General features: G+C 73.4%; 22 protein-coding genes and 1 pseudogene. 12 read left to right on the top strand and 11 right to left on the bottom strand.

Translation table 11 applies throughout. The annotated features are described in order from the left end of the window. Positions 1-488 precede the first annotated feature (488 nt). On the bottom strand, positions 489-1598 hold the full coding sequence (locus AB0H83_RS17660; RefSeq protein WP_360094293.1) for an acetate kinase: 1110 nt from the start codon (positions 1596-1598) through the stop codon (positions 489-491). Between the two features lie 18 nt (positions 1599-1616). On the opposite strand from AB0H83_RS17660, the gene pta reads away from it, so the two are divergent. Next, a complete protein-coding gene (gene pta, locus AB0H83_RS17655; RefSeq protein WP_360094291.1) occupies positions 1617-3689 on the top strand; it encodes a phosphate acetyltransferase in 2073 nt (690 codons plus the stop codon). Further along, a complete protein-coding gene (locus AB0H83_RS17650) occupies positions 3686-4036 on the top strand; it encodes a VOC family protein (RefSeq protein WP_360094288.1) in 351 nt (116 codons plus the stop codon). Before pta ends, AB0H83_RS17650 begins: the two co-directional genes overlap by 4 nt. A 287-nt stretch (positions 4037-4323) precedes the next feature. On the opposite strand, the gene AB0H83_RS17645 is transcribed toward AB0H83_RS17650, so the two are convergent. Together AB0H83_RS17645 and AB0H83_RS17640 are read right to left on the bottom strand one after the other, a co-directional pair. Further along, positions 4324-5055: a M23 family metallopeptidase gene (locus AB0H83_RS17645; RefSeq protein ID WP_360094285.1), complete on the bottom strand. Its 732-nt coding sequence runs from the start codon at positions 5053-5055 to the stop codon at positions 4324-4326. A gap of 89 nt (positions 5056-5144) precedes the next feature. Next, positions 5145-6014, bottom strand: coding sequence for a helix-turn-helix domain-containing protein (locus AB0H83_RS17640; RefSeq protein ID WP_360094282.1), 870 nt, complete (start codon positions 6012-6014; stop codon positions 5145-5147). 251 nt (positions 6015-6265) lie between these two features. Between AB0H83_RS17640 and AB0H83_RS17635 the strand changes: the two genes are divergently transcribed. Further along, complete coding sequence (locus AB0H83_RS17635) at positions 6266-6865, top strand: TIGR03086 family metal-binding protein (RefSeq protein ID WP_360094279.1); 600 nt, start codon at positions 6266-6268, stop codon at positions 6863-6865. A 64-nt stretch (positions 6866-6929) separates the two neighbouring features. Here the strand turns inward: AB0H83_RS17635 and AB0H83_RS17630 are convergent, their stop codons facing one another. Continuing rightward, a complete protein-coding gene (locus AB0H83_RS17630; protein WP_360094276.1) occupies positions 6930-8648 on the bottom strand; it encodes a serine/threonine-protein kinase in 1719 nt (572 codons plus the stop codon). A gap of 115 nt (positions 8649-8763) precedes the next feature. Next, positions 8764-9294 carry a MarR family transcriptional regulator gene (locus tag AB0H83_RS17625; RefSeq protein WP_360094273.1) on the bottom strand — a complete coding sequence of 177 codons (531 nt, stop codon included), beginning with the start codon at positions 9292-9294 and terminating at the stop codon, positions 8764-8766. A gap of 38 nt (positions 9295-9332) precedes the next feature. On the opposite strand from AB0H83_RS17625, the gene AB0H83_RS17620 reads away from it, so the two are divergent. Continuing rightward, entirely contained in the window at positions 9333-10031 is a 699-nt protein-coding gene (locus tag AB0H83_RS17620) for an NAD(P)H-dependent oxidoreductase (RefSeq protein ID WP_360094270.1), read from the top strand. A gap of 44 nt (positions 10032-10075) precedes the next feature. On the opposite strand, the gene AB0H83_RS17615 is transcribed toward AB0H83_RS17620, so the two are convergent. Further along, positions 10076-10471, bottom strand: coding sequence for a MerR family transcriptional regulator (locus AB0H83_RS17615; protein WP_360094267.1), 396 nt, complete (start codon positions 10469-10471; stop codon positions 10076-10078). 37 nt (positions 10472-10508) lie between these two features. Here AB0H83_RS17615 and AB0H83_RS17610 point away from each other — a divergent pair. Further along, positions 10509-11285, top strand: a pseudogene (locus AB0H83_RS17610) (sporulation protein); the annotation flags it as partial. A gap of 78 nt (positions 11286-11363) precedes the next feature. Further along, on the top strand, positions 11364-12065 hold the full coding sequence (locus AB0H83_RS17605; RefSeq protein WP_360094264.1) for a bifunctional nuclease domain-containing protein: 702 nt from the start codon (positions 11364-11366) through the stop codon (positions 12063-12065). A gap of 54 nt (positions 12066-12119) precedes the next feature. Here the strand turns inward: AB0H83_RS17605 and AB0H83_RS17600 are convergent, their stop codons facing one another. Further along, complete coding sequence (locus tag AB0H83_RS17600) at positions 12120-13502, bottom strand: SDR family NAD(P)-dependent oxidoreductase (RefSeq protein WP_360094320.1); 1383 nt, start codon at positions 13500-13502, stop codon at positions 12120-12122. Between the two features lie 408 nt (positions 13503-13910). Then, the gene (locus AB0H83_RS17595; protein WP_360094261.1) at positions 13911-15068 is read right to left on the bottom strand and encodes an MFS transporter; all 1158 of its coding nucleotides are present in this window, start codon (positions 15066-15068) and stop codon (positions 13911-13913) included. Positions 15069-15153: 85 nt separating this feature from the next. Here AB0H83_RS17595 and AB0H83_RS17590 point away from each other — a divergent pair, with 85 nt between their 5' ends. The 6 genes from AB0H83_RS17590 (at position 15154) to AB0H83_RS17565 (ending at position 19711) form a co-directional block, all read left to right on the top strand. After that, positions 15154-16455: an NAD(P)/FAD-dependent oxidoreductase gene (locus AB0H83_RS17590; RefSeq protein ID WP_360094317.1), complete on the top strand. Its 1302-nt coding sequence runs from the start codon at positions 15154-15156 to the stop codon at positions 16453-16455. A 112-nt stretch (positions 16456-16567) separates the two neighbouring features. Next, a complete protein-coding gene (locus tag AB0H83_RS17585; protein ID WP_360094258.1) occupies positions 16568-17371 on the top strand; it encodes a lytic polysaccharide monooxygenase in 804 nt (267 codons plus the stop codon). A 5-nt stretch (positions 17372-17376) separates the two neighbouring features. Beyond that, positions 17377-17967, top strand: coding sequence for a DUF305 domain-containing protein (locus AB0H83_RS17580; protein ID WP_360094255.1), 591 nt, complete (start codon positions 17377-17379; stop codon positions 17965-17967). Between the two features lie 84 nt (positions 17968-18051). Next, positions 18052-18198: a hypothetical protein gene (locus AB0H83_RS17575; RefSeq protein ID WP_360094252.1), complete on the top strand. Its 147-nt coding sequence runs from the start codon at positions 18052-18054 to the stop codon at positions 18196-18198. A gap of 85 nt (positions 18199-18283) precedes the next feature. Further along, entirely contained in the window at positions 18284-18529 is a 246-nt protein-coding gene (locus AB0H83_RS17570; protein ID WP_360094249.1) for a hypothetical protein, read from the top strand. A 105-nt stretch (positions 18530-18634) separates the two neighbouring features. Beyond that, the gene (locus tag AB0H83_RS17565; protein ID WP_360094246.1) at positions 18635-19711 is read left to right on the top strand and encodes a hypothetical protein; all 1077 of its coding nucleotides are present in this window, start codon (positions 18635-18637) and stop codon (positions 19709-19711) included. A gap of 93 nt (positions 19712-19804) precedes the next feature. On the opposite strand, the gene galE is transcribed toward AB0H83_RS17565, so the two are convergent. The 3 genes from galE to AB0H83_RS17550 are packed head-to-tail and all read right to left on the bottom strand — an operon-like array spanning position 19805 to position 24336. Beyond that, entirely contained in the window at positions 19805-20797 is a 993-nt protein-coding gene (galE, locus tag AB0H83_RS17560) for a UDP-glucose 4-epimerase GalE (protein ID WP_360094243.1), read from the bottom strand. After that, positions 20794-22347, bottom strand: a complete 1554-nt coding sequence (locus AB0H83_RS17555; RefSeq protein WP_360094241.1) for an LCP family protein — start codon at positions 22345-22347, stop codon at positions 20794-20796. The genes galE and AB0H83_RS17555 overlap by 4 nt, the downstream gene beginning before the upstream one ends. 48 nt (positions 22348-22395) lie before the next feature. Then, the gene (locus AB0H83_RS17550; protein WP_360094238.1) at positions 22396-24336 is read right to left on the bottom strand and encodes a hypothetical protein; all 1941 of its coding nucleotides are present in this window, start codon (positions 24334-24336) and stop codon (positions 22396-22398) included. Positions 24337-24458 lie beyond the last annotated feature (122 nt).

Genomic DNA, 24458 nt, shown 5'->3' with positions numbered 1-24458 from the left:
ACCCTCTTTCCCTCCCCGACGCTCTTCCGTTCTGGTGGCGGCGGGGGTTCCCACCCGCACCCTAGTGCGACCGCTGCGCGGTCGCACTAGGGTGCGCTGGCGCGCGGCATCTTGTGCGCTGGCGCGCCGCATCTTCGTGGGCGGGTCCTGGTCGTCTCGTCCCACTGGCCGGCAAGCCCGGCCGCACCTGCCCGACTCGACCTACCTGACCCGACCTACCCGACCCAACCGCACCCGGCCAGCTCGATCTGACCACACCCGGCCGACCACACCCGGCCGACCCTGCCGCACCAAACCGCGGCCAGCCCTCACCACGCCCCACGCCCGCGTAGGACCGGACCGCGCGTCCGTGCGCCACCTCGTACACAAGACGGACCGGGCTGGGTGCACGCGCCGCTTGAAGCAACCCTAGACCACCATAGGAAATTGATCTCCGACGTCGCTACCCTCCGCAGTTTACCCTGCGTCCGTGCACCAGATCGTCGCGATCATCCGACCGTGGCCTGGACCTGTTCGGCGATGGCGAGCTCCTCGTCCGTCGGCACGACGCACACCGCCACCCGCGAACCCTCCGGCGAGATCACCGGAGCATGTGCCGCGTTGCGGTCCGGGTCCACGGCGATCCCCCAGCCCTGCAGCCCGTCCAGCGCCGCCGCGCGGACGGGCGCCGCGTGTTCGCCGACGCCGGCGGTGAACACGATCGCGTCGAGGCGGCCGAGCACGGCGTGGTACGCGCCGACGTACTTGCGGATCCTGTGGCAGTACACGTCGAAGGCGAGCGACGCGTCGGGGTCGCCCGCGGCGCGCCGGTCCAGGACGGTGCGCATGTCGTTGGCGCCGGCGAGGCCCTTCAGGCCGCCGTGGCGTTGCAGTTGCTCCTCGGCGGCGGCGGGGTCGAGGCCGGCGGCGCGGTGCAGGTAGCTGAGGACGGCGGGGTCGATGTCGCCGGACCGGGTGCCCATGACCAGGCCTTCCAGCGGGGTCAGGCCCATGGACGTCTCGACGCTGCGGCCGCCCGCGATGGCGGTGGCGCTGGCGCCGTTGCCCAGGTGCAGCACGATCATGTTGAGCTCGGCGAGGGGGCGGCCCAGCAGGTCGGCGGTGCGGCGGGACACGATGTCGCAGGAGGTGCCGTGGAAGCCGTACCGGCGGATGCCGTGCCGGGCGGCGAGATCGCGGTCGAGGGCGTACGTGCGGGCCGCCGCAGGCAGCGGCGCGTGGAACGCGGTGTCGAACACGGCGACGTGCGGCACGCCGGGAAGCGCGGCGCGGGCGGCCTCGATGCCGGTGATGCCGCCCGGGTTGTGCAGGGGCGCGAGGGGGGTCAGCTTCCGCAGTACCGCCAGCATCGCGTCGTCGACGATCGCAGGCCCGGTGAACGTGGCGCCGCCGTGCACGATGCGGTGCCCGATGGCGGTGATGCCGGCGGTGTCCAGCCCGCCGAGGATCTGGGCGAGCGCCGCCGCGTGGTCCGGTACACCCCCCGGCTCACCGATGCGCTCCACCGAACCCCGCGCCGCGGCGGAGCCCTCAGGGGCAGCTAGGTCGACCACCCGGAACTTCACCGAGGACGAGCCGCTGTTGAGCACGAGGATCATGACAGGCAGACTACTGGTGTGGCACGCATCGTGTACCTGGTCGAACACGGACCCGGATCCGGCAAGTCCGCCGTCGCGCTCGGGTTGGCCGAGCTGTTGTCGCGGAAGGTGCCGAGGATCGGCGTGTTCCGGCCGTTCGTGAACGGTGCCGCACCGGATCCGACGCTGGCGCTGCTGCGGTCGCGGTACCACATCAGCCTCGAGCAGCAGGAGCTTTTCGGGGTGACCGCGGCGGAGGCGGCCGGGATGCTGTCCGCGGGCGACGGGGAGGGCCTCGTCGGGCGGATCGTTGAGCGCTTCCGGCCGATCGCCCGCGACCACGACGCGGTGGTGGTCATCGGCAGCGACCTGGACGACGAGCAGTCCCCGACCCTGGCGCTCAACGCCCGGCTCGCCAACGAGTTCGGCGCGGTCGTGGTGGTCGTCGTCAACGGCGCCGACCTGGACGCCGGGTCGATCGGGTCGGTGGCGCGGCAGGCGTATCACGCGCTCGTCGACCACGACACGACCGTCGCCGCCGTCGTGGTCAACAAGTCGTCGCTGCCGCCGCCGGAGCTGCCGGTGCCGTGCTACACGATCCCCAACGTGCCGACGGTCGCGGCGCCGACGGTCGCCGAGGTCGCCGCCGCGCTGGGCGCGAGCGTGCTCAGCGCCGGGCCCGCCTCCTTGGAGCGCGACGTGCTCGACTACGTCGTCGGTGCCGCGCAGGTACCGGCGCTGCTGTCGCACCTGACCGACAACTGCCTGCTGATCACCCCCGGCGACCGGGCCGACCTGCTCATCGCCGCGGCCGCCGCGCACGCCTCGGGCACCGTGCCGCTCGCCGGGATCGTGTTCACGCTCGGGATCGCCCCGGACAAGACGGCGCTGGCGTTGTTCGAACGGCTGAACACGGGTCTGGCGGTGCTGTCGGTACCGGCGGCGAGCTACGACACGATCGCCGCCTCGACGCAGATGGAGCACCGGCTGAGCCCCGACAACCCGCGGAAGGTGGCGGCGGCGCTCGGGGCGTTCGAGTCGCACGTCGACACGGCGGCCCTCGCCGACGCGCTCGAGCTGACGGCCACGACCCGGGTCACGCCGCTGATGTTCGAGTACGACCTGATCGACCGCGCCCGCGCCGCCCGCCGGCACCTGGTCCTGCCGGAAGGCACCGAGGAGCGGATCCTGCGCGCGGCGGACATCCTGCTGCGCCGTGGCGTGGCCGCGCTGACGCTGCTCGGGGACCCCGCGGTGATCGCCGCCAAGGCACGCGACCTCGGCCTGGACATCTCGGCCGCCGCGGTGATCGACCCGTCGACGTCGGACCTGCTGGAGCGGTTCGCTCCCGTGTACGCCCAGCTGCGCGCGCACAAGGGCGTGACGCTGGACCTGGCCCGCGACGTGGTCCGCGACGTCAGCTACTTCGGCACGATGATGGTGCACCTCGGCCTCGCCGACGGGATGGTCTCCGGCGCCACCCACACGACCGCCGCGACGATCCGTCCCGCGTTCGAGATCATCAAGACGGTGCCGGGGCTGAGCGTCGCCTCCAGTGTCTTCTTCATGCTGCTGCCCGACCGGGTCCTCGTCTACGGCGACTGCGCCGTCAACCCCGACCCCGACGCCGAGCAGCTCGCCGACATCGCCCTGTCCTCGGCGACGACCGCCGCGCAGTTCGGCATCGACCCGCGCGTCGCGATGTTGTCCTATTCCACCGGTACGTCCGGTGCCGGCGCCGACGTCACGAAGGTCGCCTCGGCCACGTCGCTGGTGCGTTCCCGCCGCCCCGAGCTGCCGGTGGAGGGCCCCATCCAGTACGACGCCGCCGTCGACCCCGCCGTGGCCGCCACGAAGCTGCCGGGCAGCACCGTCGCCGGGCAGGCCACGGTGTTCGTGTTCCCCGACCTGAACACGGGCAACAACACGTACAAGGCCGTGCAGCGCTCCGCCGGCGCGGTCGCCGTCGGCCCCGTCATGCAGGGCCTGCGCAAACCCGTCAACGACCTGTCCCGCGGCGCCACCGTCAAGGACATCGTGAACACGGTCGCGATCACCGCCATCCAGGCCCAGGGTTTTTTGTCAGACCCCTCGGGCACGATGAAGGCATGACGGCGAAACTCACCTCGGTGGTGCTCGACTCACCTGACCCGCAGGCCCTCGCCCGGTTCTATTCCGAGCTGCTCGACCTGCCCATCACCCGCGTCGACGGCGACTGGGTCGACATCGGCGACGGCACCACCAAGCTCAGCTTCCAGCACGCCCCCGGCCTGCGCCCGCCGCAGTGGCCCGACCCCGACCGCCCGCAGCAGATCCACCTCGACATCCAGGTCGACGACATCGACGCCGCCGAGGCCAAGGCCCTGCAGCTGGGCGCGACGCTGCTGTCGACGAAGGAGGCGGGCTTCCGGGTGTATAGCGACCCGACCGGCCACCCGTTCTGCCTCTGCTACGACTGAGCCCTGCGAGCCGGTGGCCGGCCTGCACCACGGCCGGGCACCGCTGCGGGCTTGGCCGTCACCTGTCGCCGACGGGTGCGCGGTGCCGCACGGCGCACCCGAATGGCCCAGGCCGCGGCTGCAGCAGCCCAGGCCGCGGGTCGACGTGCGGCGGCGGCCGGGTCGGCGTGCGGCGGCGGCCGGGTCGGCGTGCGGCGGCGGCCGGGTCGGCGTGCGGCCGGGTCGGCGTGCGGCCGGGTCGGCGTGCGGCCGGGTCGGCGTGCGGCCGGGCTACCGCCGGGGCGGGGTCACGGGTTCACCAGCGGCTTGGTCGGGCAGCCGTGCTGGCGCTGCCACTGGTCGACGTCGGCGACCGGGGACTTCGCGGTGCCCGCCTTCCACGCGTCGAGGTACGCCCACGGCCAGATGACCCCGCGCCGGGTCCACCAGTCGCCGGTCTTCTGGCACGCCGGTGACAGGCCGAAGTGGATGTGGCAGGCACTGGCGTCGCCGGTGCGGCCGACCCTCGCCACCGGCTGGCCGGCAGTGACCGGGGTGCCCGCCTCGATGCCCTGGTCGATCGAGGAGAAGTGGGACATGTAGTAGCGCACCCCGTCGCCGCCGAGGATCGACACGGACAGGCCGCCACGGGTCGCGCCGTCGTTGACCTTCGGCTTGTACGTGTCGGTCCGCGCCACCTCGAGCACCGTGCCGTCCACGGGCGACACCGCGGTCAGGCCGCAGGCGGCGATGATGTCGCTGGCCGGGTAGTCGTGGTGGGTCCGGCTGTAGGACGCCTTGCCCTGCACGGGGAACGCGTGCTTGACCGCCTGCCCCCCGGGCGCCGCCCCGGCTGCCGTGCCGCTGGCGCCCGGCGACGGCGGGAGCCCCGACGCACTGTCGGCGACCTGCCGCCCCGGCGAGGCGGACGCGCCGGGCGTCGTCGAGATGCTGGTCGGGTCAGGGTCGCCGCCACAGCCGGTGACGCCGAACGCCACCAGCACGACGGCACCGGCAAGCCTGGTGCGCAGCGAAAACATCGTCCGCCACCCTACGCCCCCGGAGCCACCACCCGCACCGCGAGGCCTCGCCGCTCATGCTCGTACCCGCCGCAGGTGCTCCGGGACTGTCAGTAGCGGGCGGCGTACGCGGTCGGGGGCTCGCCGAACATCGCGGCGAAGTCCCTGCTCAGGTGGGCCTGGTCGACATACCCGAGGTCGGCGGCGAGACCCGCCCAGTCGACGGGGGCACCCGGCGCCGCGGCGAGCGTGTCGGTGATCTCCTGCAGGCGGAGGCGGCGCAGCAGCCACTTCGGGCTCACCCCGACGTGTTCGGCGAAGAGGCGTTGCAGCCGGCGTACGCCGACACCGCAAACCACCGCGAGATCGTCGACGCGGCGCAAGTCAGGGGTGGCCGACGCGCGCCGTACCCAGGCGGCCACCTCGTCGCCCGCCGGGTCGGCGGGGACCCGGCCGGCCAGGAACGCGTCCACGGCGGCCATCCCGGCCGTGAACACCGCACCGTCCAGGACCGCTGCGGCGGACCCGTCACCACCCAGGCCGACCAGGTCAGCAGCGGGCCTGTCAGCGCCCGGACCGGGCAGGCCGGCCGGCCCCTCAGCGCCCAGGCTGGGCAGGTCGGGGCCGAACACGGCGGCTGCGGGGACGGTGCGGTCGGTCAGGGTGCTGACCGGGGCGCCGAGGAACCGGCGGAACGCGCCCGGCACGAACGCGACGCCGAGCACGCCGCCGGCGCCGGACAGGACACGGTGGAAGTGACGGCGGTGGACGCCGCGCAGCACGGGTTCGCCGTCGGTGGGGAACGTCAGGTGGACGGCCGGGGCCGGCGGGAGCAGCTGCCGGTACGCGGGCTGGCCACGCAGGTCCCAGCGGGCCCACCAGTAGCGGGCGACGACACCGGTCAGCGCTGGGGCCGGCGGGGCGGCGCCGTGCTGCTGGAAGGCCGACCACGCGCCGGCCAGTTCCCTCGGGTCGCGCACGGGTTCCCACCCTAGCCACTGCTCTGACCACCAACGTGGCGAGTGGCCGACCGCGTACCCGACCGCGACCGGCCCACTTGTGATCTTGCCCGCTTGATCGAAGTCCGTCGTGGTCACCCAGACGACGGGACGCGACTTCGATCCACGATGGTCCGGCCATCTGGCGCACCCCGACCCCCACCACCGTCACACATCACGAAACGTCGCGTTTGTCCAAGACCGGATGCGGCGCGGGGCCTACCGTCGGCGTGATGGACGGACATCAGCTCATCGGTGCCGCCGCCGCGGTGACCGGGAAGATCGTGGACGAGGTCGGTTCGCTGGACGCGCCGACGCCGTGTTCGGGGTGGGACGTGCGGGCGCTGGTCAACCACCTGCTGCACTGGGGGCCGTCGCTGGCGGCGGCGGCCTGCAAGGAGGCGCTCGCGCCAGGGGAGGACGTCGACCGTACGCGCGGCGACTGGCGGGCCCGGCTGCACGCCCAGGTCGACGAGATCGCCGCCGCGTGGGGCGACCCGGCGGCGTGGGAGGGCACCACCCGGATGGGCGGGCCGACGGAGCTGCCCGCGGACCTGGTCGGTGGCATGGTCCTCGGCGAGCTGGTCCTGCACGGCTGGGATCTGGCCCGCGCGTCGGACGTCGACCCGCACTGGGACGATGCGCTGCTGCTGCGGGTGTACGACGAGGTCGCCCGCTCCGCCGACATGGGCCGCCAGATGGGTGTGTACGCCGCCGAGGTGCCCGTGCCCGCCACGGCGCCGCCGCTGGCCAGGGTGCTGTGCCTCAGCGGCCGCGACCCGTCCTGGACCCCCGGACGCGGCAGCCGCCCGCAAAGCCCTGCAAAGCCCTGAAAGCCCCGCAAAGCCCCTGACGCAGCAATCGCCCCGCAAAGCCCCGCAACGGGCGGAGCCGGAGCTACTCGCCGTCCGGGGACACCGACGGCGACACGGAGGCGGACGCCGACGGGGACGGTGACCCTGACGGCGACGCCGAGGCCGACGGGGACGCGGACGCCGACGGCGAGGCCGACGCGGACCCAGACGGCGACGGGGACGTCGACCCCGACGGCGACGTCGACGGCCGGCCCGAGCTCGGCCGGGTCGCCGGCGGGCGGGTCGTCGGCTGGGTCTGCGGGTCCGTCGTGGTCACCACCGGCGGTGGCGCCGGTGGCTGAGGCGTGGCCGTGGCGGACGGCGCGCCGCTGGCGGCGGCCGCCCCGGTCTGCACCGATCCGCCCGACGGGGGCCGCCCCTCCGCCTGGTGCTGGCCGAGGGCCGCGACCGTGGCGAACGACACGATCCCGGCGACGGCGGCCCCGACGACGGCCCGCACCGCCCACCGCCGCCCCCGCGCACCCGGCGCCGCGCCGCGAGCGCCATAAACAACGCCGCGAGCTCCGGACGCCGAACCGCCAGCTCCGGACGCCGAACCAACAGCGCCTGATGCCGAGCCGTCAGCCGGCGCCGTGCCCCGGCGGAACGCGCCGACACCCCGGCGCAAGGAGCCGGCACCGCGCCGGCCCACCGCCGCGGCAGCAGCAGGCGGCGGGGCGACCCGGGCCGAGCGCAGGTCGACGAGGGTCACGTCGTTGAGCGACGCCGCGGAGCGGGACCGCCCGCCGGCGCGGGACTGCGCCCCGAACGGCAGCCGGCCCAGCACGACCCTGGTGTGCGCCGCGGACCGGGCGCCGAACTCGGTCGCGGGCCTGATCCACGGCCGCAGCACGCCGCCGACAGCCGCCGCGCCGGCGCCGCCGAGAGCGCCACCGACGGCGCCGAAGCCGAAGCCGGAGCCGTCGGCCCGGCGCAGCCGCATCGGCGGGAACGCCCGCGGCAGCACCGACGGCCGCCGTGGCGAGAACGGCCGGCCGCCGGACGTGGACCGCGCGGCAGGGACCGTCTCGTCGTCGAGGGCGGCGGACAGCGTGTACCAGGCGGGCAGGTCGACCCGGGTGCCGGCGATGCGGGCGAACGCCAGGGCCGCCTCGTCGCTGCCGGGCCGCAGCACGGGGTCGTGGTGCAGGCACCGGTCGATGAGGGCGGCCAGGTCGGCGGGCACGGCGGTGTCGGGCCCCGAGGCCGCCCCGAGCGCGTCGGGCTGCGCTGCGGTGAGGGCGGTGTGCAGGAGGTTGCCCAGGTCGTACACGTCGATGCTGACGTCGTGCGGGTCGTCGCCGCGGCGGTCGGTGAAACCGAAGACCTTCACGCCGACGTCGGTGAGGGCGACCTTCGCGGCGGTGAGCGCGCCGTGGGTGACCCATTGGCCGTGGGCGTGGGCGAGGGCGGCGCCGGTCTCCGCGCCGATCCGGGCGGCCTCGTCGGGCGTGAGGGGGCCGTGGCAGAGCCGGTCGGCGACGGTGCCGCTGGCGACGTGTTCCATGACGACGTACGGCACGTCGCCGCGGCCGGGCAGCTCGACGGTGCCGACGTCGTACACGGCGGCGACGTTGGCGTGGGTGAGCCGGGCGGCGGCGCGGCCCTCGGCGAGGAAGCGGTCGGCGAGCTCGGCACGGTCGGCGCGCAGGAGGCGGACCGCGACGTGGCGGCGCAGGAGCTCGTCGTGGCCCTGCCAGACCTCACTGGTGGCTCCGGCACCGATCAGCCGCTCGAGCCGATACCGGCGTTGCAGCATCATCGCGACCGAAGATTCCTCACTGCTCGACCAGTGGTCCGCTCCAAGTATGCCGACCTCACGACGTCAGACGCGGCAATGAGACCAGAACGTTGTCACTGCGCCCGGACCGTGGCATCTACGGCTTGCGGCGCCGGGCGCGGGCGGTCGGCGGGTCGTCGGTGAACTGGTCGACGACGGTGCAGGCGTCGGCGAGGGGGTCGTGCTCGTCGACTCGGGTGGCGACCTTGCGCAGCAGGTCGCGGAAGAGGGCGCGCTCGGGCTCGGCGAGGGCGCTCAGCACCCGGGTCTCCACGTGGGCGAGCTTGCCCTGCAGCTCACACATGGTGGCGCGGCCGGCGTCGGTGGCGACGATGCGCCGGGCGCGGCGGTCGGCGGGGTCGGGCCGGCGCTCGATGAGGCCGGCCTGCTCCAGGTCGTCGAGCAGGTAGGTCATGACGGTCCGGTCGACGCCGAGCTTGTTGGCCAGGGCGAGCTGGGTGCCCTCGGCGCCGGCGACGGCGGCGGTGAGGACCTGGTAGCCGCGGGCGCCGCCGGGGACCCCGGCGATGACGTTGCCGGCGCCTTTGGCGTAGGCGCGCAGGACGACGCCGAGCGCCCAGCCGAGGTCCGACTGGAGCTCGTCGTGGGCCTCCTGCTCCTGCGTCATGCCGCAATGATAAGCGGCTCACTCACTCTTGCGGAAAGATGTTCTGCATTGCAGACTTTCTGCGTAACAGCCGAACTCCGTGGGGGTACCGCATCATGCACCTGTTCCGACTCGACGCGAGCGTCCGTACCGCCGGATCCGTGAGCCGCGCACTCGCGGACACCGCCGAGCAGGCCTGGCTCGCCGAGCACCACGACGCCGTCGTCACCCGCCGCGACCTGGGCCTGCAGCCGCTGCCGTCGGACGCGTGGAGCGCCCTGGCGCGCGCCGCCGTCGACCCGGCCGCGCCGCCGGCCGACGAGGCTCGCGAGCTGGTCGACCGGCTCGGCGCCGAGCTGCTGGCCGCCGACGCGTTCCTGTTCGCGGTGCCGCTGTACAACTGGAACCTGCCGGCGCACGTCAAGACCTGGATCGACCTGGTGTTCATGCACCCGCGGCTGGGCCTGAACGGTGACCAGCCGCTCGCCGGCAAGCCCGCGGTCCTCACGCTGAGCCGGGGCGGCGGCTACGGGCCGGGCACCCCGAAGGAGGGCTGGGACCACGTCACGCCGTACCTGCGCCGGGTGCTGGGCGAGGTGCTCGGCCTGGACCTGCACGTCGCCGAGGCCGAGCTGACCCTCGCCGACGTCACGCCCGCGATGGAGCCGCTGCGCGGGCTCGCCGCCGAGTCGCTGCGGACCGGGCACGAGAAGGCCGCCGAGCACGGCCAGCGGGTCGCCGAGCTGATCCGGGTCTGACAAAGGCCGCCGCGGTACGGCCACCGCCGCGCCGGACGGCACCGCTACATCGGCGGCAGGCTTCCGGTGACCTCGATGGCGGTCGTGATCAGCGACTGCAGGCGGGCGGTGAGGGCGAGCAGCAGCTGGTGGGCGGCCGGGCCGGAGTGCGCGGCCGCCTCCCGCAGCGTCTCCAGATCGACCTGCAGCTGCGACAGCTGGCCCGGCAGGTCGCCCTTGCCGGGGCCGAGGGCCACCACCATGTCGGCGAGGCTGATCCCGTTGGCCTCCAGCGCCCTGATGGCGATGATCCGGTCGACGCAGTCGGCGCTGTAGAGGCGGAAGTTGCCGGCGGTGCGCTCGGCGGGCTCGAGCAGGCCGAGCCCGGTGTAGAAGTCGACCGTACGGGTCGACACGCCCGCAAGGTTCGCGAGCTCCCCGATCCGCAGCAGTCTGGACATCAGCCAACCCTACAGCGTTGCGTGTTAGTCTCCGCGGATGGTTTTCAAGAGCCTGCGTCGGGCGTTCGGTGTCGGCGGTCCGACCGTGGACACCGTCCTGGACAGTCCCGACGTGCAGCCGGGCGGTTACGTCTCCGGCCAGGTCCGCTTCGCCGGCGGCGACCATGAGGTCGAGGTCGAGCGGATCGTCGTCGCGCTGCAGACCCGCGTCGAGGTCGAGGGTGCCGACAGCGAATACGACGCGACCGTGGAGTTCCAGCGCCAGCAGCTGACCGGCGGGTTCCGCCTCGGCCCCGGCCAGCAGCACGCGGTGCCGTTCCAGCTGCCCGTGCCGTGGGAGACCCCGATCACGCACATGTACGGGCAGCGCCTGCACGGCATGACCATGGGCGTGCGCACCGAGCTGGAGGTCGCCCGGGCGCTCGACAAGGGCGACCTCGACCCGATCAACGTGCACCCGCTGCCGGTGCAGGGCGCCATCCTCGACGCGTTCGGCCAGATCGGTTTCCGGTTCAAGGCCGCCGACCTGGAGCGCGGCCACATCCACGGCGTGCACCAGACGCTGCCGTTCTACCAGGAGATCGAGTTCTACGCCGCGCAGCAGTACGCCGGCCGCATCAACGAGGTCGAGCTCACCTTCGTCACCGACCCGCACGGCACGCAGGTCATCATCGAGTTCGACAAGCGTGGCGGGTTCATCACCGAGGGGCACGACACGATCAGCCGCTTCCAGGTCGGTCATGCCCAGGCCGCGGGCATCAACTGGCCCGCCCAGGTCGACGACTGGGTGCGCCAGGCGACGCAGCGGCGGGGCTGGCATTTCTGAAAGCCCGGCCCCGCCCGGTACCGTTAGCGGCATCAAAGTTGACCGTCGGACACGGGAGGCCCGGGGATGCGAGAGCTCGTCGTCGTTGGTGTGCGGGCTCAGACCTGGCAGAGCCGTCCGATGGTGCTGCTCAAGGACGAGCAGACCGGCCGCCACCTGCAGTTCGCGGTCGAGGGCGGCCCGCGTGACCTCGTGGAGCCGGTCAGCGCCGAGCTGTTCCAGCGCGCGCTGACCGCACTGGGCGCCCCGCTGCGCGCGATCGAGGTCGTCACCGCGCACGGCCCGTTCCAGCTCGTCCTCGGTGACAGCATCCGGGTGCCCGCCGCGCCGCTGGAGGCGATCGCCCTCGCCCGCCACTGGCGGGTTCCGATCGTCACCAGCGAGGAGCTGCTGGCCCAGGCCTCCGTCGCCGCCCCCGAGGGCGCGACCCAGCCCCTCGACCTGACCGCGCACATGGAGAAGCTCCCCTCCGGCCGCGCCACCCTGCTCATCCGCAAGGGCGCCGAGGCCGGCGCCGAGTTCGCCCTCGACGGCGAGATCTGCCGCTGCGGCCGCGACGCCGCCAACCAGATCGTCCTGGACGACAACACCGTGTCCCGCAAGCACGTCGAGTTCCACCGCAACCCGAGCGGCTTCGGCTATTCCACGCTCGACCTGGGCAGCCTCAACGGCACCTATGTCAACGGCGAGCGCGTCAAGAGCGCCACCCTGAAGGACGGCGACGAGGTCCAGGTCGGCAAGTTCACCTTGTCCTACCAGCTGCGCTGACCGCTCCGGGCGCGGCGGCACCCGATCAGGCAGGACCGCCGCGGGCCGCAGTGCTCACCAGGCGGAGGGGCTGTAGTCCTTCAGGAAGCAGCCGTAGAGGTCCTCGCCCTGCTCGCCGCGGACGATGGGGTCGTAGACCCGCGCCGCGCCGTCGGTGAGGTCCAAGGGGGCGTGGAAGCCCTCCTCGTGCAGGCGCATCTTCGTGGGGTGCGGGCGTTCGTCGGTGATCCAGCCGGTGTCGACGGCCGTCATGAGGATGCCTTCGGTGAGCATCTCCTCGGCGCTGGTGCGGGTCAGCATGTTCAGGGCGGCCTTGGCCATGTTGGTGTGGGGGTGGCCGGGGCCCTTGTACCGGCGGCTGAACTGGCCCTCCATGGCGGAGACGTTGACCACGTACTTGCGGCGGGCCGGGGCGGCGGCCAGGGCCGGGCGCAGGCGGCTGACGAGGATGAACGGGGCGGTCACGTTGCAGAGCTGGACCTCGAGCAGCTCCAGGGGGTCGACCTCGTGCACCCGCTGGGTCCAGCTGTTGATCTCGGCGAGGTCCGGGACGAGCCCGCCCGCGTCGATGGCGGTGAGCGCGGCGATCCGCTCGGGGGTGGCCGACCGGCTGGTCAGGGCGAGCGCGGTCAGCGCGTCCGGCGGGATCAGCGGCGACGAGCCGGCCTCGAGGGTCAGCTCGGCGTGCGGGTCGGCCTTGTGGAACGTCAGCGTCTCCGGCATCGGGCCGTCGAGCTCGACCGGCACCGACTCGGCGGCGACCAGGTGCGAGTAGGAGCCCGGGGCCCGCTTCACCGTCTGCGCCGCATTGTTGATGAGGATGTCGAGCGGGCCCTGCGCGGCGACGTCGTCGGCGAGGGCCACGACCTGGGCCGGGTCGCGCAGGTCGATGCCGATGATGCGCAGCCGGTGCAGCCAGTCGGCGCTGTCGGGCATGGCCGCGAAGCGGCGCACGGCGTCGTTCGGGAAGCGGGTCGTGATCGTCGTGTGGGCGCCGTCACGCAGCAGGCGCAGCGCGATGTACATGCCGATCTTCGCGCGGCCGCCGGTGAGCAGGGCACGCCGGCCGGTCAGGTCGGTGCGGGCGTCGCGGCGCTGCCGGTTGAGCCGGGCGCACGAGGGGCACAGCTGGTGGTAGAACGCGTCGACGTCGACGTAGCGCTCCTTGCACGTGTAGCAGGAGCGCGCCCGCAGCAGGCGGCCCGCGGTCGCGCCGGCGGTCGGTGACACCAGGGCGATGCCCTGCGTCTCGTCGTCGATCCGGCCGGGCGCCCCGGTGGCGGTGGCCGCGGTCACGACGCGGTCGGCCTCGGTGATCGCGGCCCGCCGCTCGCTGCGCCGTTGCCGTTTGACCGTCTTGTACAGGTGGGACGTCGCCCGCCTGACCCGCTGCACGTCGGGGTGGTCGGGCGGCAGGTCCTGCAGCTCCTCGAACACGGCGAGGCAGATGGCGAGGCGCTCCGGATCGACGCCCGGCCCGAAGTCCTCGGGGCCCGCGGCGTCGGCGGCGCGGGCGTCGTCAAAGGCGCCGGTCAGCTCGTCGGAGGGCGGTCCGGGCCTGGGAGCAGGGGCGGAGACGAGGGTGGGGTCGTGCGGGGTCACCCCGGAACTGTACGCGAAACGCCGAACGGGCCCGGGTGGCACCGTTGCCGCCCCGGACCCGCCGCTGCCGCGACGTCCACCGTCCCCCGTTGTTCCTGCCGGTGGCCGCCGCGCTGCTTTCGACACTAACCAGTAAACCCGATTTTTCGGTTATTTCGGACAAATAAGGTGGCCGCCGCTCGAACGTGTCCGAGCGGCGGTACCGGCTCGGACGCGTCCGGGAGCGGCACCAGCTCGGACAGATCAGTCCACGGCGGCTCGGACGTATCTGGCCAGCGGTACCAGCAACGGTGCGGCGAGGGCGATGACCAGTGGCGACAGCAGGAACCCGATCCTCGGGCCGGTGGTCGCATCCAGGATGGCGCCGTCCACGGCCGCCCCGGCCGCGGCACCGACGGAGAACGCGGTGGCCACCCAGGCGAACGCCTCCGCCGCGGTGCCGGCCGGGGCGATCCGGTCGACGGTGACGAACGTCGCGGCCAGGAACGGCGGCAGGAACAGCCCCGACAGCACCGCGAGGAGCAGCAGCAGCCCCGGCGAGGACGGGGTGAGCAGCAGCGGCGCGTACCCGAGGCCGAGGCACGCGGCCAGCAGCGGCAGCCGGCGCCCGTCGACCTTCACCCGGGTGTTGACCAGGCCGCCGATGAGCGCGCCGGTCGCCTGCGCGGCCAGGATCCAGCTCGACCAGCCGCGGCTGCCGACGGACTCGGCGTAGTCGATCACGGCGACGGGCAGGCTGCCGACCCCGGTGCCGACGAGGACGACCGCGACGAGCAGCAGCCGCAGCCGCCCCGAGCGCAGCGCGCCGGCCCAGTGCCGGTCGGCATGCTCGCCCCGCCAGCCACGAACGACGGGGGTGCTCACGTACCACAGCGTCCCCAGCAACTGCAGTCCCGCGGTCACCAGCAGGCCGGCCACGGGACCCCCGGCCGCGACCGAGGCGCCGGCGACGAGCGGACCGAAGATGAAGATGAGCTCCTGCACCGCGATGTCCAGGGTGTACGCGGTGGGCACGTGCTTCTCGTCGAGCAGCGTGCGCCACAGCACGCGCAGCCCGGCCTCGAACGGCGGCGCGCCGAGCCCCGCCAGCAGCGCGGCGAGCAGCGCGGCCCACAGCGGCACCCCGGAGGCGAGCAGCAGGAACCCGGCGGTGGACAGCGCGGCGCCGGCGAGCATCACGGGCGGCTGGCGCAGCCGGTCGGCGACGCGGGCGAGGACCGGCCCGCCGACCGCGATCCCGGCCGTGTACACCCCGACGAGCGCGCCCGCGGCGCCGATCGACAGCGTCTCGCGGGCGAAGAGCAGCAGCGCGACGGGCGCCGCACCCAGCGGCAGCCGGCCGAGCGTGCTGGCGGCGAGGACCCGGGCGACCTGAGCGGTCCGCAGCACGACGGTGAGCATGGCAGCGATCATGCTCGGCGGGCGTGAGCCGCGTCGACACGGGTACCGGCGGCGTGATGCTCATGACGTGAAGCTGGAGGCGAGGATGGCACCGCACATCGTGGTGGTCGGCGGCGGGTTCGCGGGGTTCCACGCGGCCCGGCGGCTGGCCCGCATGTCCCGCGGGCGCGCGCGGATCACGCTGCTCAACCCGACCGATTACTTCCTGTACCTGCCGCTGCTGCCGGAGGTGGCAGCGGGCGTCCTGGAGCCCAGGCGGGTGGCGGTGTCGCTGCCGGCGACGCTGCCCGGGGTCCGGCTGGTGCTCGGCGAGGCGGAGCACGTCGACCCGGAGCGGCACGAGGTGGGCTACCGCGACCCGGACGGCGACCCGCGGCGGCTCGGCTACGACCGGGTCGTGCTCGCCGCGGGCAGCGTCAACAAGCTGCTGCCCATCCCCGGGCTGGCGGAGCACGCGCACGGCTTCCGCGGGATACCGGAGGCGCTGTACCTGCGCGACCACCTGATCCGGCAGGTCGAGCTGGCCGCGGCCACCGACGACCCGGCGGAGCGCGCGGCCCGGCTCACGTTCGTGGTGGTCGGCGCCGGCTACACGGGCACGGAGGTCGCCGCGCACTGCCAGCTGGCCGTCCGCGACCTGCTGCGCCACCAGCCGGCGCTGGCCCACGAGCGGGTCCGCTGGATGCTGCTGGACGTCGCGCCGCGGGTGCTGCCGGAGCTGTCGCCGCGGCTGTCGCGCATCGCGGACCGGGTGCTGCGCGAGCGGGGCATCGAGGTGCTCACCGGCTGTTCGGTGGCCGAGGCGCTCGCCGACGGGGTCCGCCTCACCGACGGCCGGACGGTGCCGGCGCGCACCCTCATCTGGTGCGTCGGGGTGCGCCCGGACCCGCTGATCGAGGACCTCGGGCTGCGCACCGAGCAGGGCCGGCTCGTCGTCGACGAGTACCTGTCGGTGCCCGGGTACCCGGGCGTGTTCGCCTGCGGCGACGCCGCCGCCGTGCCCGACCTGACCCGGGCCGGGCGGCTGACCCCGATGACGGCGCAGCACGCCGTGCGGCAGGGCACCGCCGTGGCGCACAACGTGGCCGCGTCGCTCGGCGTCGGGCGGCGGCGCCGGTACAAGCACCGCGACCTCGGGTTCCTGGTGGACCTCGGCGGACGTGACGCCGCGGCGAACCCGCTCGGCGTGCCGCTGTCCGGGTGGCCGGCCAAGGCCGTCACGCGGGGCTTCCACCTGCTGTCGCTGCCGGGCAACCGCCGGCGGATCATGGCCGACTGGGTGCTGGACGCCGTGGCCGGGCGGCCGGCGGTCGAGCTCGGGCTGGTGCCCGGTGCGGGCGTGCCCCTCGACTCCGCCGCCCCGGAACGGATCTCGGTGCCGACTTAACACCACCATAAATACGCGTTAGGCCGGATTTGCAAAACGCAGAAGGGCTCGTTAAGCGCCGCTCCGATACGTTTTCCGCACCCGCGAACAATGGTGTGGAAGGTGTCTGCGAATGCGTAGGTCCGTGGTCTATCCGCTGGTCGCCCTGGGTGCGGCGGCGGGATCCCTGTGGTTCGGCTCGCCCGCCTCGGCGCACGGATACGTGTCGTCCCCGGCGAGCCGGCAGGCGCTGTGCGCGCAGGGGAAGGTGGCCGACTGCGGTCCCATCCAGTACGAGCCGCAAAGCGTCGAGGGCCCGAAAGGGCTCAGGTCGTGTCACGCGAACCGGCCCGAGTTCGCGGTGCTGAACGACAACGGCCGCAACTGGCCCGCCACGCAGGTCGGCACCTCGGTGACGTTCAACTGGGTGCTGACCGCGCGGCACGCGACCAGCACGTGGGAGTACTTCATCGGCAACACCCGCATCGCGCAGTTCAGCGACGGCGGCAAGCAGCCGAACGCGACCGTGTCGCACCAGGTGAGCCTCGCCGGCTACTCGGGCCGGCAGACGGTCCTCGCGGTGTGGAACATCGCGGACACGGTCAACGCCTTCTACAACTGTGTCGACCTGCAGATCGGCAGCGGCGGCGGCGGGACGGGCACGCCGGCGCCGAAGCCGAGCGCCACCACGACCTCGCCGAAGCCGACGGCCACGGCGACCACCCGGCCGGCCGCGACCGCCACGGCCAGCCCCACGAAGGCGCCGGCCACCACGAAGCCGCCCGTGCCGAGCGGCGCCGCCTGGGCCGCCGGCGTCACGTACCGCACCGGCGACATCGTCACCTACGACGGCCGCCGGTACCAGTGCCGCCAGTCCCACACGACCATCTATACGTGGGAGCCGATCTACACGCTCGCGCTCTGGCTGCCGGTGTGAACGCCGTGACCCGCTTGCGTACCGCGGGCGCCGTGCTGCTCGCCGCGGTCGTGCTGCTCGCCGGCTGCAAGGACGTCAACCGGCCGGCGGCCGCCCCCGCCGCGCAGGGCGTCGCCGCCGTCGCGGAGGGCCCGCACAACGCGTACGACGTGCTGTTCCTGCAGATGATGATCGGCCATCAGCGGCAGGGCCTGGAGATGCTGCGGCTCGGCAGGACCAAGGGCGTCCGCGAGGACGTCGTCAACCTCGCCGGCGCGATCGACGTCACCGAGGCCGAGGAGGTCGAGCGGATGACCGGCTGGCTGACCGGCTGGAACGAGCCGGCCACCGGCACCGACGACCACAGCGGCCACGCCACGCACGGCGGGCGGCCGGCCACCGGCGAGGAGCAGATCAAGGCCCTGCGCGACGCGTCCGGCGCCGACTTCGAGACGAAGTTCCTGAACCTGCTCATCGCCCACCAGCACAACGCGGTCGAGATGGCGCAGCAGCTCAAGACCAACGGCCAGAACGCGACCGTGAAACAGTTCGCCGAGCGCGTCGAGCTGTCCCGCACCCAGCAGATCCGGCAGATGCTGGTGCTGGTCAGCGGCTGAGCACCGGCGCCGGATGTTCGAACGGGCCGGACGAGGGGAACCATACCCTCGTCCGGTCCTTCGTCATGTGTGAGGTGAAACGAGATGGCATCGTCGGAGGCCATGAGCCGCTGCCCGGTGTGCGGTGCGCGGGTCCACGTCAACGCCGGCACCCCGACCCCGGCGCACCAGCCCGACGGCGTCACGGGCGCCGCGACCCCGTGCGACGGCACCGGCCGGCCGTCCCGCTGACGGCCGCCGGGTGATCCGTTGCGAGCAGGGATTTCACCCGTTTTGTACAGCGGGCGGCGGCGGTGGCGGCGGCACGATCGTCGGCATGTTGCACCTCGACCCTGACAGCGTCCTCGTCACGACCGCCGCCGAACTGCAGACCCGCCACCTGGCACGCGACCCCGACGACCCGGCCCGCTGCGGCGCCTGCGGCGCCCTGCTGCCCTGCCCCGTGGAGGCGGCCGCCGCGCTGGTCTGCCGCGCCGGCGGGCTGTGGCTGGAGGGCGACACGATCGTCGACGCCCTGGAGCCGCCGACCCAGCTGCTCGCGATCCTGCCCGCGCCCGTGTAACGGAATCAGGCCCCAGATCGCTCCGTGCCGCGGTGATGTACAGCCGTCCGGCGCTATGGTTAGGCTTCTTTCCAGATCGATGTCCATGCGGTCGAGGGAGCCCCCATGCGCCGGATCCTGACAGCACTCGCCCTGATCGCCGGTCTCCTGACCGTCCCCGCCGCGCCGGCCGCGGCCGCGGTCACCCCGGTGCAGATCTACGGCGCCTGGCACTGCGGCAACGACTTCTGCACCTGGGGCACGACCCGGACGGTCGCCGAGTTCGACGCGCAGAACCACTGGCTCGTCGACCGCGGCGACGGCCGCCCGTCGGTCAACGTCGTCGTGCTCAGCTTCGTCGACCCGGCGAAGCTGCTGCACCTCACCGACGACGCCACCACCGTCGACGGCGTCCCGCGCGGCATCACCCCGGAGATCGTCGGCTACTTCACCAGCCGCGGCATCCGGGTGATGCTGTCGATCGGCGGCATCACGTACACCGACGCCTGGAACGCGGCACTCGCCGAGAACGCCGCCCAGCTCGGCCGCAACGCCGCCGGCGTCGCCCGGCGGCTCGGCGTGGGCATCGAGATCGACTACGAGGAGAACACCTCGCCGAACCTGGCCGGGTTGCAGGCGTTCATCGACGCGTACCGGGCGGTCCTGCCGTACGACGCGACCGGGGCCGACCCGGCGGCGCGGCTCACCATCGACGTGGCCGCCGGCGACCGCTGGCTCATCGCGCTGAACCGCAAGGCGACCGCCGACTGGCTGCGCACCGACCGCCCCGTCCTCGACTACGCCAACGCGATGGTGCCGGCCCGGCAGCCGTCGGCGAGCGCGGCCGTGGCCAACTGGCAGGAGCACATCGACGGCAAGCCGACGTACGCGCCGCCCGTGCCGCCCCTCGCGCCGGCGAAGTTCACCGGCGGGCTGTACATCGCCTACGGCAACCGCGCCCTGCCCGAGTGCACCGACTACGCCACCTCGCTGCAGCGCTCGACCGGCACGTTCGTGCAGTCCGCGGCACCGAAGGGCGCGGGCACCACGGCCGGCCTGCTCGGGTACATGTTCTGGGCGGCCGAGCGGCCCGCGACCCGCGGCATCGGCACCGTCCCGCCGAACACGTGCGAGGGCGGCACGGGTGCCGGCGCCACCGCGTACCAGATCCAGATCCCGATGCCGCCGCTGCGGCAGAGCTGACCGTCCCGGCGCCCGGCAGGAGACGCTGCGCCGGCTGCAATCCCCCAGGACGGCTTCGATCCCCCGGGACAGCTGCAATCTCCCGAGACGGCTTCAATCTCCCAGGACGGAGGGGCGGGCCTCGATCCAGCGCAAGGCGTCGCGGATGCCGTCGCGCAGGGTCAGGGTGGGGCGCCAGCCGAACAGGTCGTGGGCCCGGTCCCAGCGGGCGTAGCCACCCGGGACGTCGCCGTTGCGGCGGGGAGCCCGCTCGACGGGTACCCGGACGCCGCTGACCTCGGCGAAGGCCTCGACCATCTCCAGGACGGTGCAGCCGGCGCCGGAGCCGAGGTTGGCGGCGACGAAGCTGCCCGGGGGGCACACGGCGTCGAAGGCCCGGACCGCGGCGACGTGGGCACGGGCCAGGTCCCAGACGTGGACGTAGTCGCGGATGCCGGTGCCGTCGCGGGTGGGCCAGTCCACGCCGGTGACGGTGAGGGGCGTACCGGTCTCGGCGGCCTCGATGAGGCGGCCGAGCAGGTGCGTCGGGCGCCGGGTCTGCAGGCCGGTGCGCAGCTGCGGGTCGGCGCCGATCGGGTTGAAGTACCGCAGCGCCAGCACGCCCAGGCCGAACGCCTCGGCGCTGTCGCTGAGGATGTCCTCGAGCATCGCCTTGGTGCGCCCGTACGGGCTGCTCGGCGCGGCCGGCAGCGACTCGTCGACGACGAGGGAGGCGGTCTGGCCGTAGACGGCTGCGGTGGAGCTGAAGATGATGCGGCGGCAGCCGTTGCGGACCAGGCCGTCGACGAGTTCGACCGACTTGCCGACGTTTTCCCGGTAGTACCGCAGCGGCTCACGCACCGAGTCCGGCACGACGATGAGCGCCCCACAGTGGATCGTGACCGCGATGTCCGGATGGTCCTGGAACACCTTGTCCAGCAGGACCTGGTTGGCCATGTCCCCGATGTAGGACTCGCGGCCGGCCAGGAACGCCTCGACCCCGGTGCTCAGGTTGTCCAGGATGATCGGGGTGATCCCGTCGTCGAGGCAGGCCGAGGCGATGCTGCTGCCGATGTACCCGGCGCCGCCGACGATGAGGACCTTCACGTGCTGACCCAGTCCGGGTGGGCGGCGACGAAGGCGTCCAGGGTGTCGTTCTTCGCCGCGGCGTACATCTCCAGGCTCGTCTCGGACGTCGCCTCGTAGGACCTGCCGCCGATCATCTCGGTGGTGAACTTGCCGCCGTTGGTCTTGAGCATCGTCAGGTTCGACGGGCGCAGGCCCTTGAGCGTGAAGATCCAGTCGAGCAGGGAGACGTTGTTGCCGTCGAACGTCACCGAGTTGCCCAGCGCCCGCAGCGCGCGGTCGGTGCCCAGCGGGTCGCTCAGCATGCCCGACGCGGTGAGCTTGCCCGCCAGGGCGGACAGCAGCTGCTGCTGGTGGCGCTGCCGGCCGTAGTCGCCGTCCGGGATCAGCTCCCGCTGCCGCACGTAGTCCAGGGCCTGCCAGCCGTTGAAGTGCTGGCAGCCGACGTGGTACACCTGCGCCCGCACCCCGGGTTGCTTCTCCGCGTGCGCGAAGTCGGGGGCCATCAGGATGTACGGCACCTTCCGGTTGCCCTGCGCGTCCCAGCCCACGTGGATGGACGTCACTTCCTCGTCGACGCACATGTCGACCCCGCCGACCGCGTCGACCACGGCGGTGAGGCCCTGGAAGTTGACGATGGCGCCGGCGTTGAAGCTCAGCCCGGTCAGCCGCTGCGTGGCGAGGCTGAGCAGCTCGAACCCGCCGCCGCGCCCGCCGCCGTTGCGCCAGCCGACCGAGAATGCCGCGTTGATCTTGTCCATGCCGCCGGCGTAGCGGCTCTTCGGGTACGCCGGCAGCTGCACCCTGGTGTCGCGCGGGATCGACAGCAGGTACGCCTTCGAGTGGTCAGCGTTGACGTGCAGGACGATGATCGAGTCGGAGCGCGCGCCGGCGCCCGGGTCGTCGTCCTGCTCGTCGATGCCGACCAGCAGGATGTTGAGCGGGCCCTCGATGCGCGCGCGGCCGTCCTCCTGCTTGACCGTCGGCGCCGGCACGGCGGCCGCGCCGAGGAGGGGCTCCTGGTGGACGCTGCTGTCGTACCGGCGCACGAGGAGCGCGGCGGCACCGACCACGGCGCCAGCGAGGACGACGAGCACGACGGCCGTGACGGTGAGGACGCGCAGCCAGCGCCGGCGGCGGCGCGGAGGGGTGGCGGGCTCTTCGGCTTCGCCTTCTTTTTTGCCTTCGTCTTCGGCTTCTTCTTCGGCCTTGTCGTCGGCCTTGTCGTCGGCTTTGTCGTCGGCTTTGTCGTCGGCTTTGTCGTCGGCGTCGGCTTTGTCTTCGGGATCGGGGTCGGGATCGGGGTCCGTGTCTGCCGCTTCTGCCTCGGCTTCTGCGTCTACGTCTGCTTCTGCGGCTGCTTCTGCGGCTGCTTCTGCGGCTGCTTCCGTGGCGGCGGCCGGTTGCTCAGGCTCGGCGGCGGTGTCCGGGGCGGCCTCGGGGTCGGTGGCCGGCGCGGTGGCGGCTGTGATCTCGCCCGCCGGCGCCTTCCGGTCGTCGGTGACGGCCGGCGTCGACCCGCTGTCGTCGGGGCCGCCGCCGGCCGTCGCCGCATCGTTGGCCGTGGTCATGCGGCGGAGTCTATAGCGGGCGGCGCGACCGCACGGCCCGCCGGAAACTCACGGGGTCTGGGACCGGATGTCGTTGGCGGTCTTGAGCACCAGCTCGTGATCCTTGGTCGGCGAGTTGCCCTGGAAGATGACCACCCACTCCAGCGGCGCACCGGCGGATTTGCCGAAGAAGTGGACCATCGTGAACTGCTGCCGCCCGTCGCCGTAGTCCACGTTGCCGAACCTGGTCACGGGGTCCTTCGTGGTGAGCGTCACGTCGGGCTTCCACGGCGTCATCGTCTCGAGCTGCGCCTGCTCGGCCGCATCGCACTGGTTCGCGCAGCGCCGCACGACGATCGCCATCACGGTGTGTGCCGGGTTGACGCCGCGGTTGCAGTTGTGGGCCTTGTAGTTCGGCTCGCCGACCCAGAACTCGCAGGTGGCGTCCGCCGGCGTCCGGAACGCGAACGGCCAGTTGCCGAAGTTCCACGTCTTGGTCTGGTCCGCCGGCTGCCAGGTGCCGCCGAGCACGGTGACCGGCGCGGCCGAGGTGTTGAACACCGGCAGCTCCTCGGTCGGCGACGGCGACGGGCTCGGGCTCGCCGGACCGCTGGAGGCCGCGACGGTCGGCGTGCCCTTGTCGTTGTTGTTCAGCACCAGCCACGTCACGCCGCCGCCGACCAGGAGCAGCAGCACCACGGCCGCCGCGACGTAGGCCACGGTGCGCCCGGCGCCGCGGCGCCCATGCTGCTGCGAAGGCCACTCGCCGGGCTGCGGCAGCGGCGGTACCTCCACCGCGTCGTCAACGGGAGGGCTGGGCTCGTCCCAGGACGGCCACGACGTCGACGGCGGTACCTGGCGCGCCACGGGGTTGCCGGGGACGTACACCGCCTGCACCGTCTCGGGCGTCGACGGCACCACCGGCTCCTGCCCCGCCGCAGCGGCGGTGCCGGCCGGCTGCTGCTGTGCCGACGCGGTCACCTGGGTCCACCCGGACGGCTCCCGCGGCGGCGGTGGCGCCCACGGCGCGCCGGGCCCCGGCTCGACGGCCGGCCAGACATCGGCGGGCGCCGCCTCGGCCGCGGCCGGCGCCGGAGCGGCCGACACGGGCGGCGGCGACACCGACGCCACCGGCGCGGCGGAGACCGGAGGCGCGGACACCGGCGGCGCGGCAGAAACCGGAGGCGCGGACACCGGCGGCGTCTCGACCACCGGCCAGTGCGGCGTGACCGGCGCCTGCGCCGCCGACGCGGTCGGCATCGACACGGGAGGCCCGGACACCGGCGGCGCCGACACCGACGGCATGGAAACCGGCGGACCAGACACCGGCGGACCAGACACCGGCGGCATCGACACGGGCGGCCCAGACGCGGGCGGCGCCGACACCGACGGCATCGACACGGGAGGCCCGGACACCGGCGGCGTGTACACGGGCGGCCCGGACACCGGCGGCGCGGACGCGGGCGGCGCCGACACCGACGGCATCGAGACCGGCGGACCAGACACCGGCGGCATCGAAACGGGTGGCCCGGACACCGGCGGCGAGGACGCGGGCGGCTGCTGCGTCCCGGTCCACTGCGCCGGCACAAAAGGCTGCTGCTGCCAGGGCACAACAGGCTGCGCGGGCACCACGGGCTGTCCCGGTGCCACAGGCTGCTGCTGCCCCGCGAACGGCGGGACCTGAGCAGGCGGCGGAACCTGAGCAGGCGGCGTCATCGGCTGCGTCGGCGGCTCGATCGACACCAGGTACTGCACGAACGCGTTGGCCGACACGACCCGCGCCTCGGGCAGGATGGCGATCCACGGCACGGCGCCGTAGCCGTCGTGGCCGAGGACCTCGATCGTCGCGTACGGCCCGTGCAGAGCCCAGTTGACGGCGGCGGCGAACGCGTCGCGGGCCGGCTTGTACCCCGCGATCGCGGTGGGCAGCCCGACCAGCACCGCAGGCCGCCCGGCCGGCGACACCGCGTGCCAGACCTCATACGCCGTGTTGCGATGGATCAATGACAACGGTCGGAACAACGCGCCGCCCTGCTCCGATGGTTGCATCCCCGTCCTCCAAGACGTCCCGCTCCACATGCATTGTGCGGCATCGAAGCCAGGGCACCACACCGAGATCCTGACCCGGCGTC

It is taken from the genome of Dactylosporangium sp. NPDC050688 (assembly GCF_040654515.1).
Lineage (GTDB): Bacteria > Actinomycetota > Actinomycetes > Mycobacteriales > Micromonosporaceae > Dactylosporangium.
Note: the sequence above shows the minus strand (reverse complement) of the source record. Positions and strands in the feature narration are given on the sequence as shown.

Excerpts from the sequence above, each read along its gene's own strand:
- AB0H83_RS17660 (WP_360094293.1), bottom strand. The coding sequence starts at position 1,598 with ATGATCCTCGTGCTCAACAGCGGCTCGTCCTCGGTGAAGTTCCGGGTG.
- AB0H83_RS17650 (WP_360094288.1), top strand. The coding sequence starts at position 3,686 with ATGACGGCGAAACTCACCTCGGTGGTGCTCGACTCACCTGACCCGCAG.
- AB0H83_RS17645 (WP_360094285.1), bottom strand. The coding sequence starts at position 5,055 with ATGTTTTCGCTGCGCACCAGGCTTGCCGGTGCCGTCGTGCTGGTGGCG.
- AB0H83_RS17635 (WP_360094279.1), top strand. The coding sequence starts at position 6,266 with ATGGACGGACATCAGCTCATCGGTGCCGCCGCCGCGGTGACCGGGAAG.
- AB0H83_RS17630 (WP_360094276.1), bottom strand. The coding sequence starts at position 8,648 with ATGATGCTGCAACGCCGGTATCGGCTCGAGCGGCTGATCGGTGCCGGA.
- AB0H83_RS17625 (WP_360094273.1), bottom strand. The coding sequence starts at position 9,294 with ATGACGCAGGAGCAGGAGGCCCACGACGAGCTCCAGTCGGACCTCGGC.
- AB0H83_RS17620 (WP_360094270.1), top strand. The coding sequence starts at position 9,333 with ATGTTCTGCATTGCAGACTTTCTGCGTAACAGCCGAACTCCGTGGGGG.
- AB0H83_RS17615 (WP_360094267.1), bottom strand. The coding sequence starts at position 10,471 with ATGTCCAGACTGCTGCGGATCGGGGAGCTCGCGAACCTTGCGGGCGTG.
- AB0H83_RS17605 (WP_360094264.1), top strand. The coding sequence starts at position 11,364 with ATGCGAGAGCTCGTCGTCGTTGGTGTGCGGGCTCAGACCTGGCAGAGC.
- AB0H83_RS17595 (WP_360094261.1), bottom strand. The coding sequence starts at position 15,068 with ATGCTCACCGTCGTGCTGCGGACCGCTCAGGTCGCCCGGGTCCTCGCC.
- AB0H83_RS17590 (WP_360094317.1), top strand. The coding sequence starts at position 15,154 with ATGGCACCGCACATCGTGGTGGTCGGCGGCGGGTTCGCGGGGTTCCAC.
- AB0H83_RS17585 (WP_360094258.1), top strand. The coding sequence starts at position 16,568 with ATGCGTAGGTCCGTGGTCTATCCGCTGGTCGCCCTGGGTGCGGCGGCG.
- AB0H83_RS17575 (WP_360094252.1), top strand. The coding sequence starts at position 18,052 with ATGGCATCGTCGGAGGCCATGAGCCGCTGCCCGGTGTGCGGTGCGCGG.
- AB0H83_RS17570 (WP_360094249.1), top strand. The coding sequence starts at position 18,284 with ATGTTGCACCTCGACCCTGACAGCGTCCTCGTCACGACCGCCGCCGAA.
- AB0H83_RS17565 (WP_360094246.1), top strand. The coding sequence starts at position 18,635 with ATGCGCCGGATCCTGACAGCACTCGCCCTGATCGCCGGTCTCCTGACC.
- AB0H83_RS17555 (WP_360094241.1), bottom strand. The coding sequence starts at position 22,347 with ATGACCACGGCCAACGATGCGGCGACGGCCGGCGGCGGCCCCGACGAC.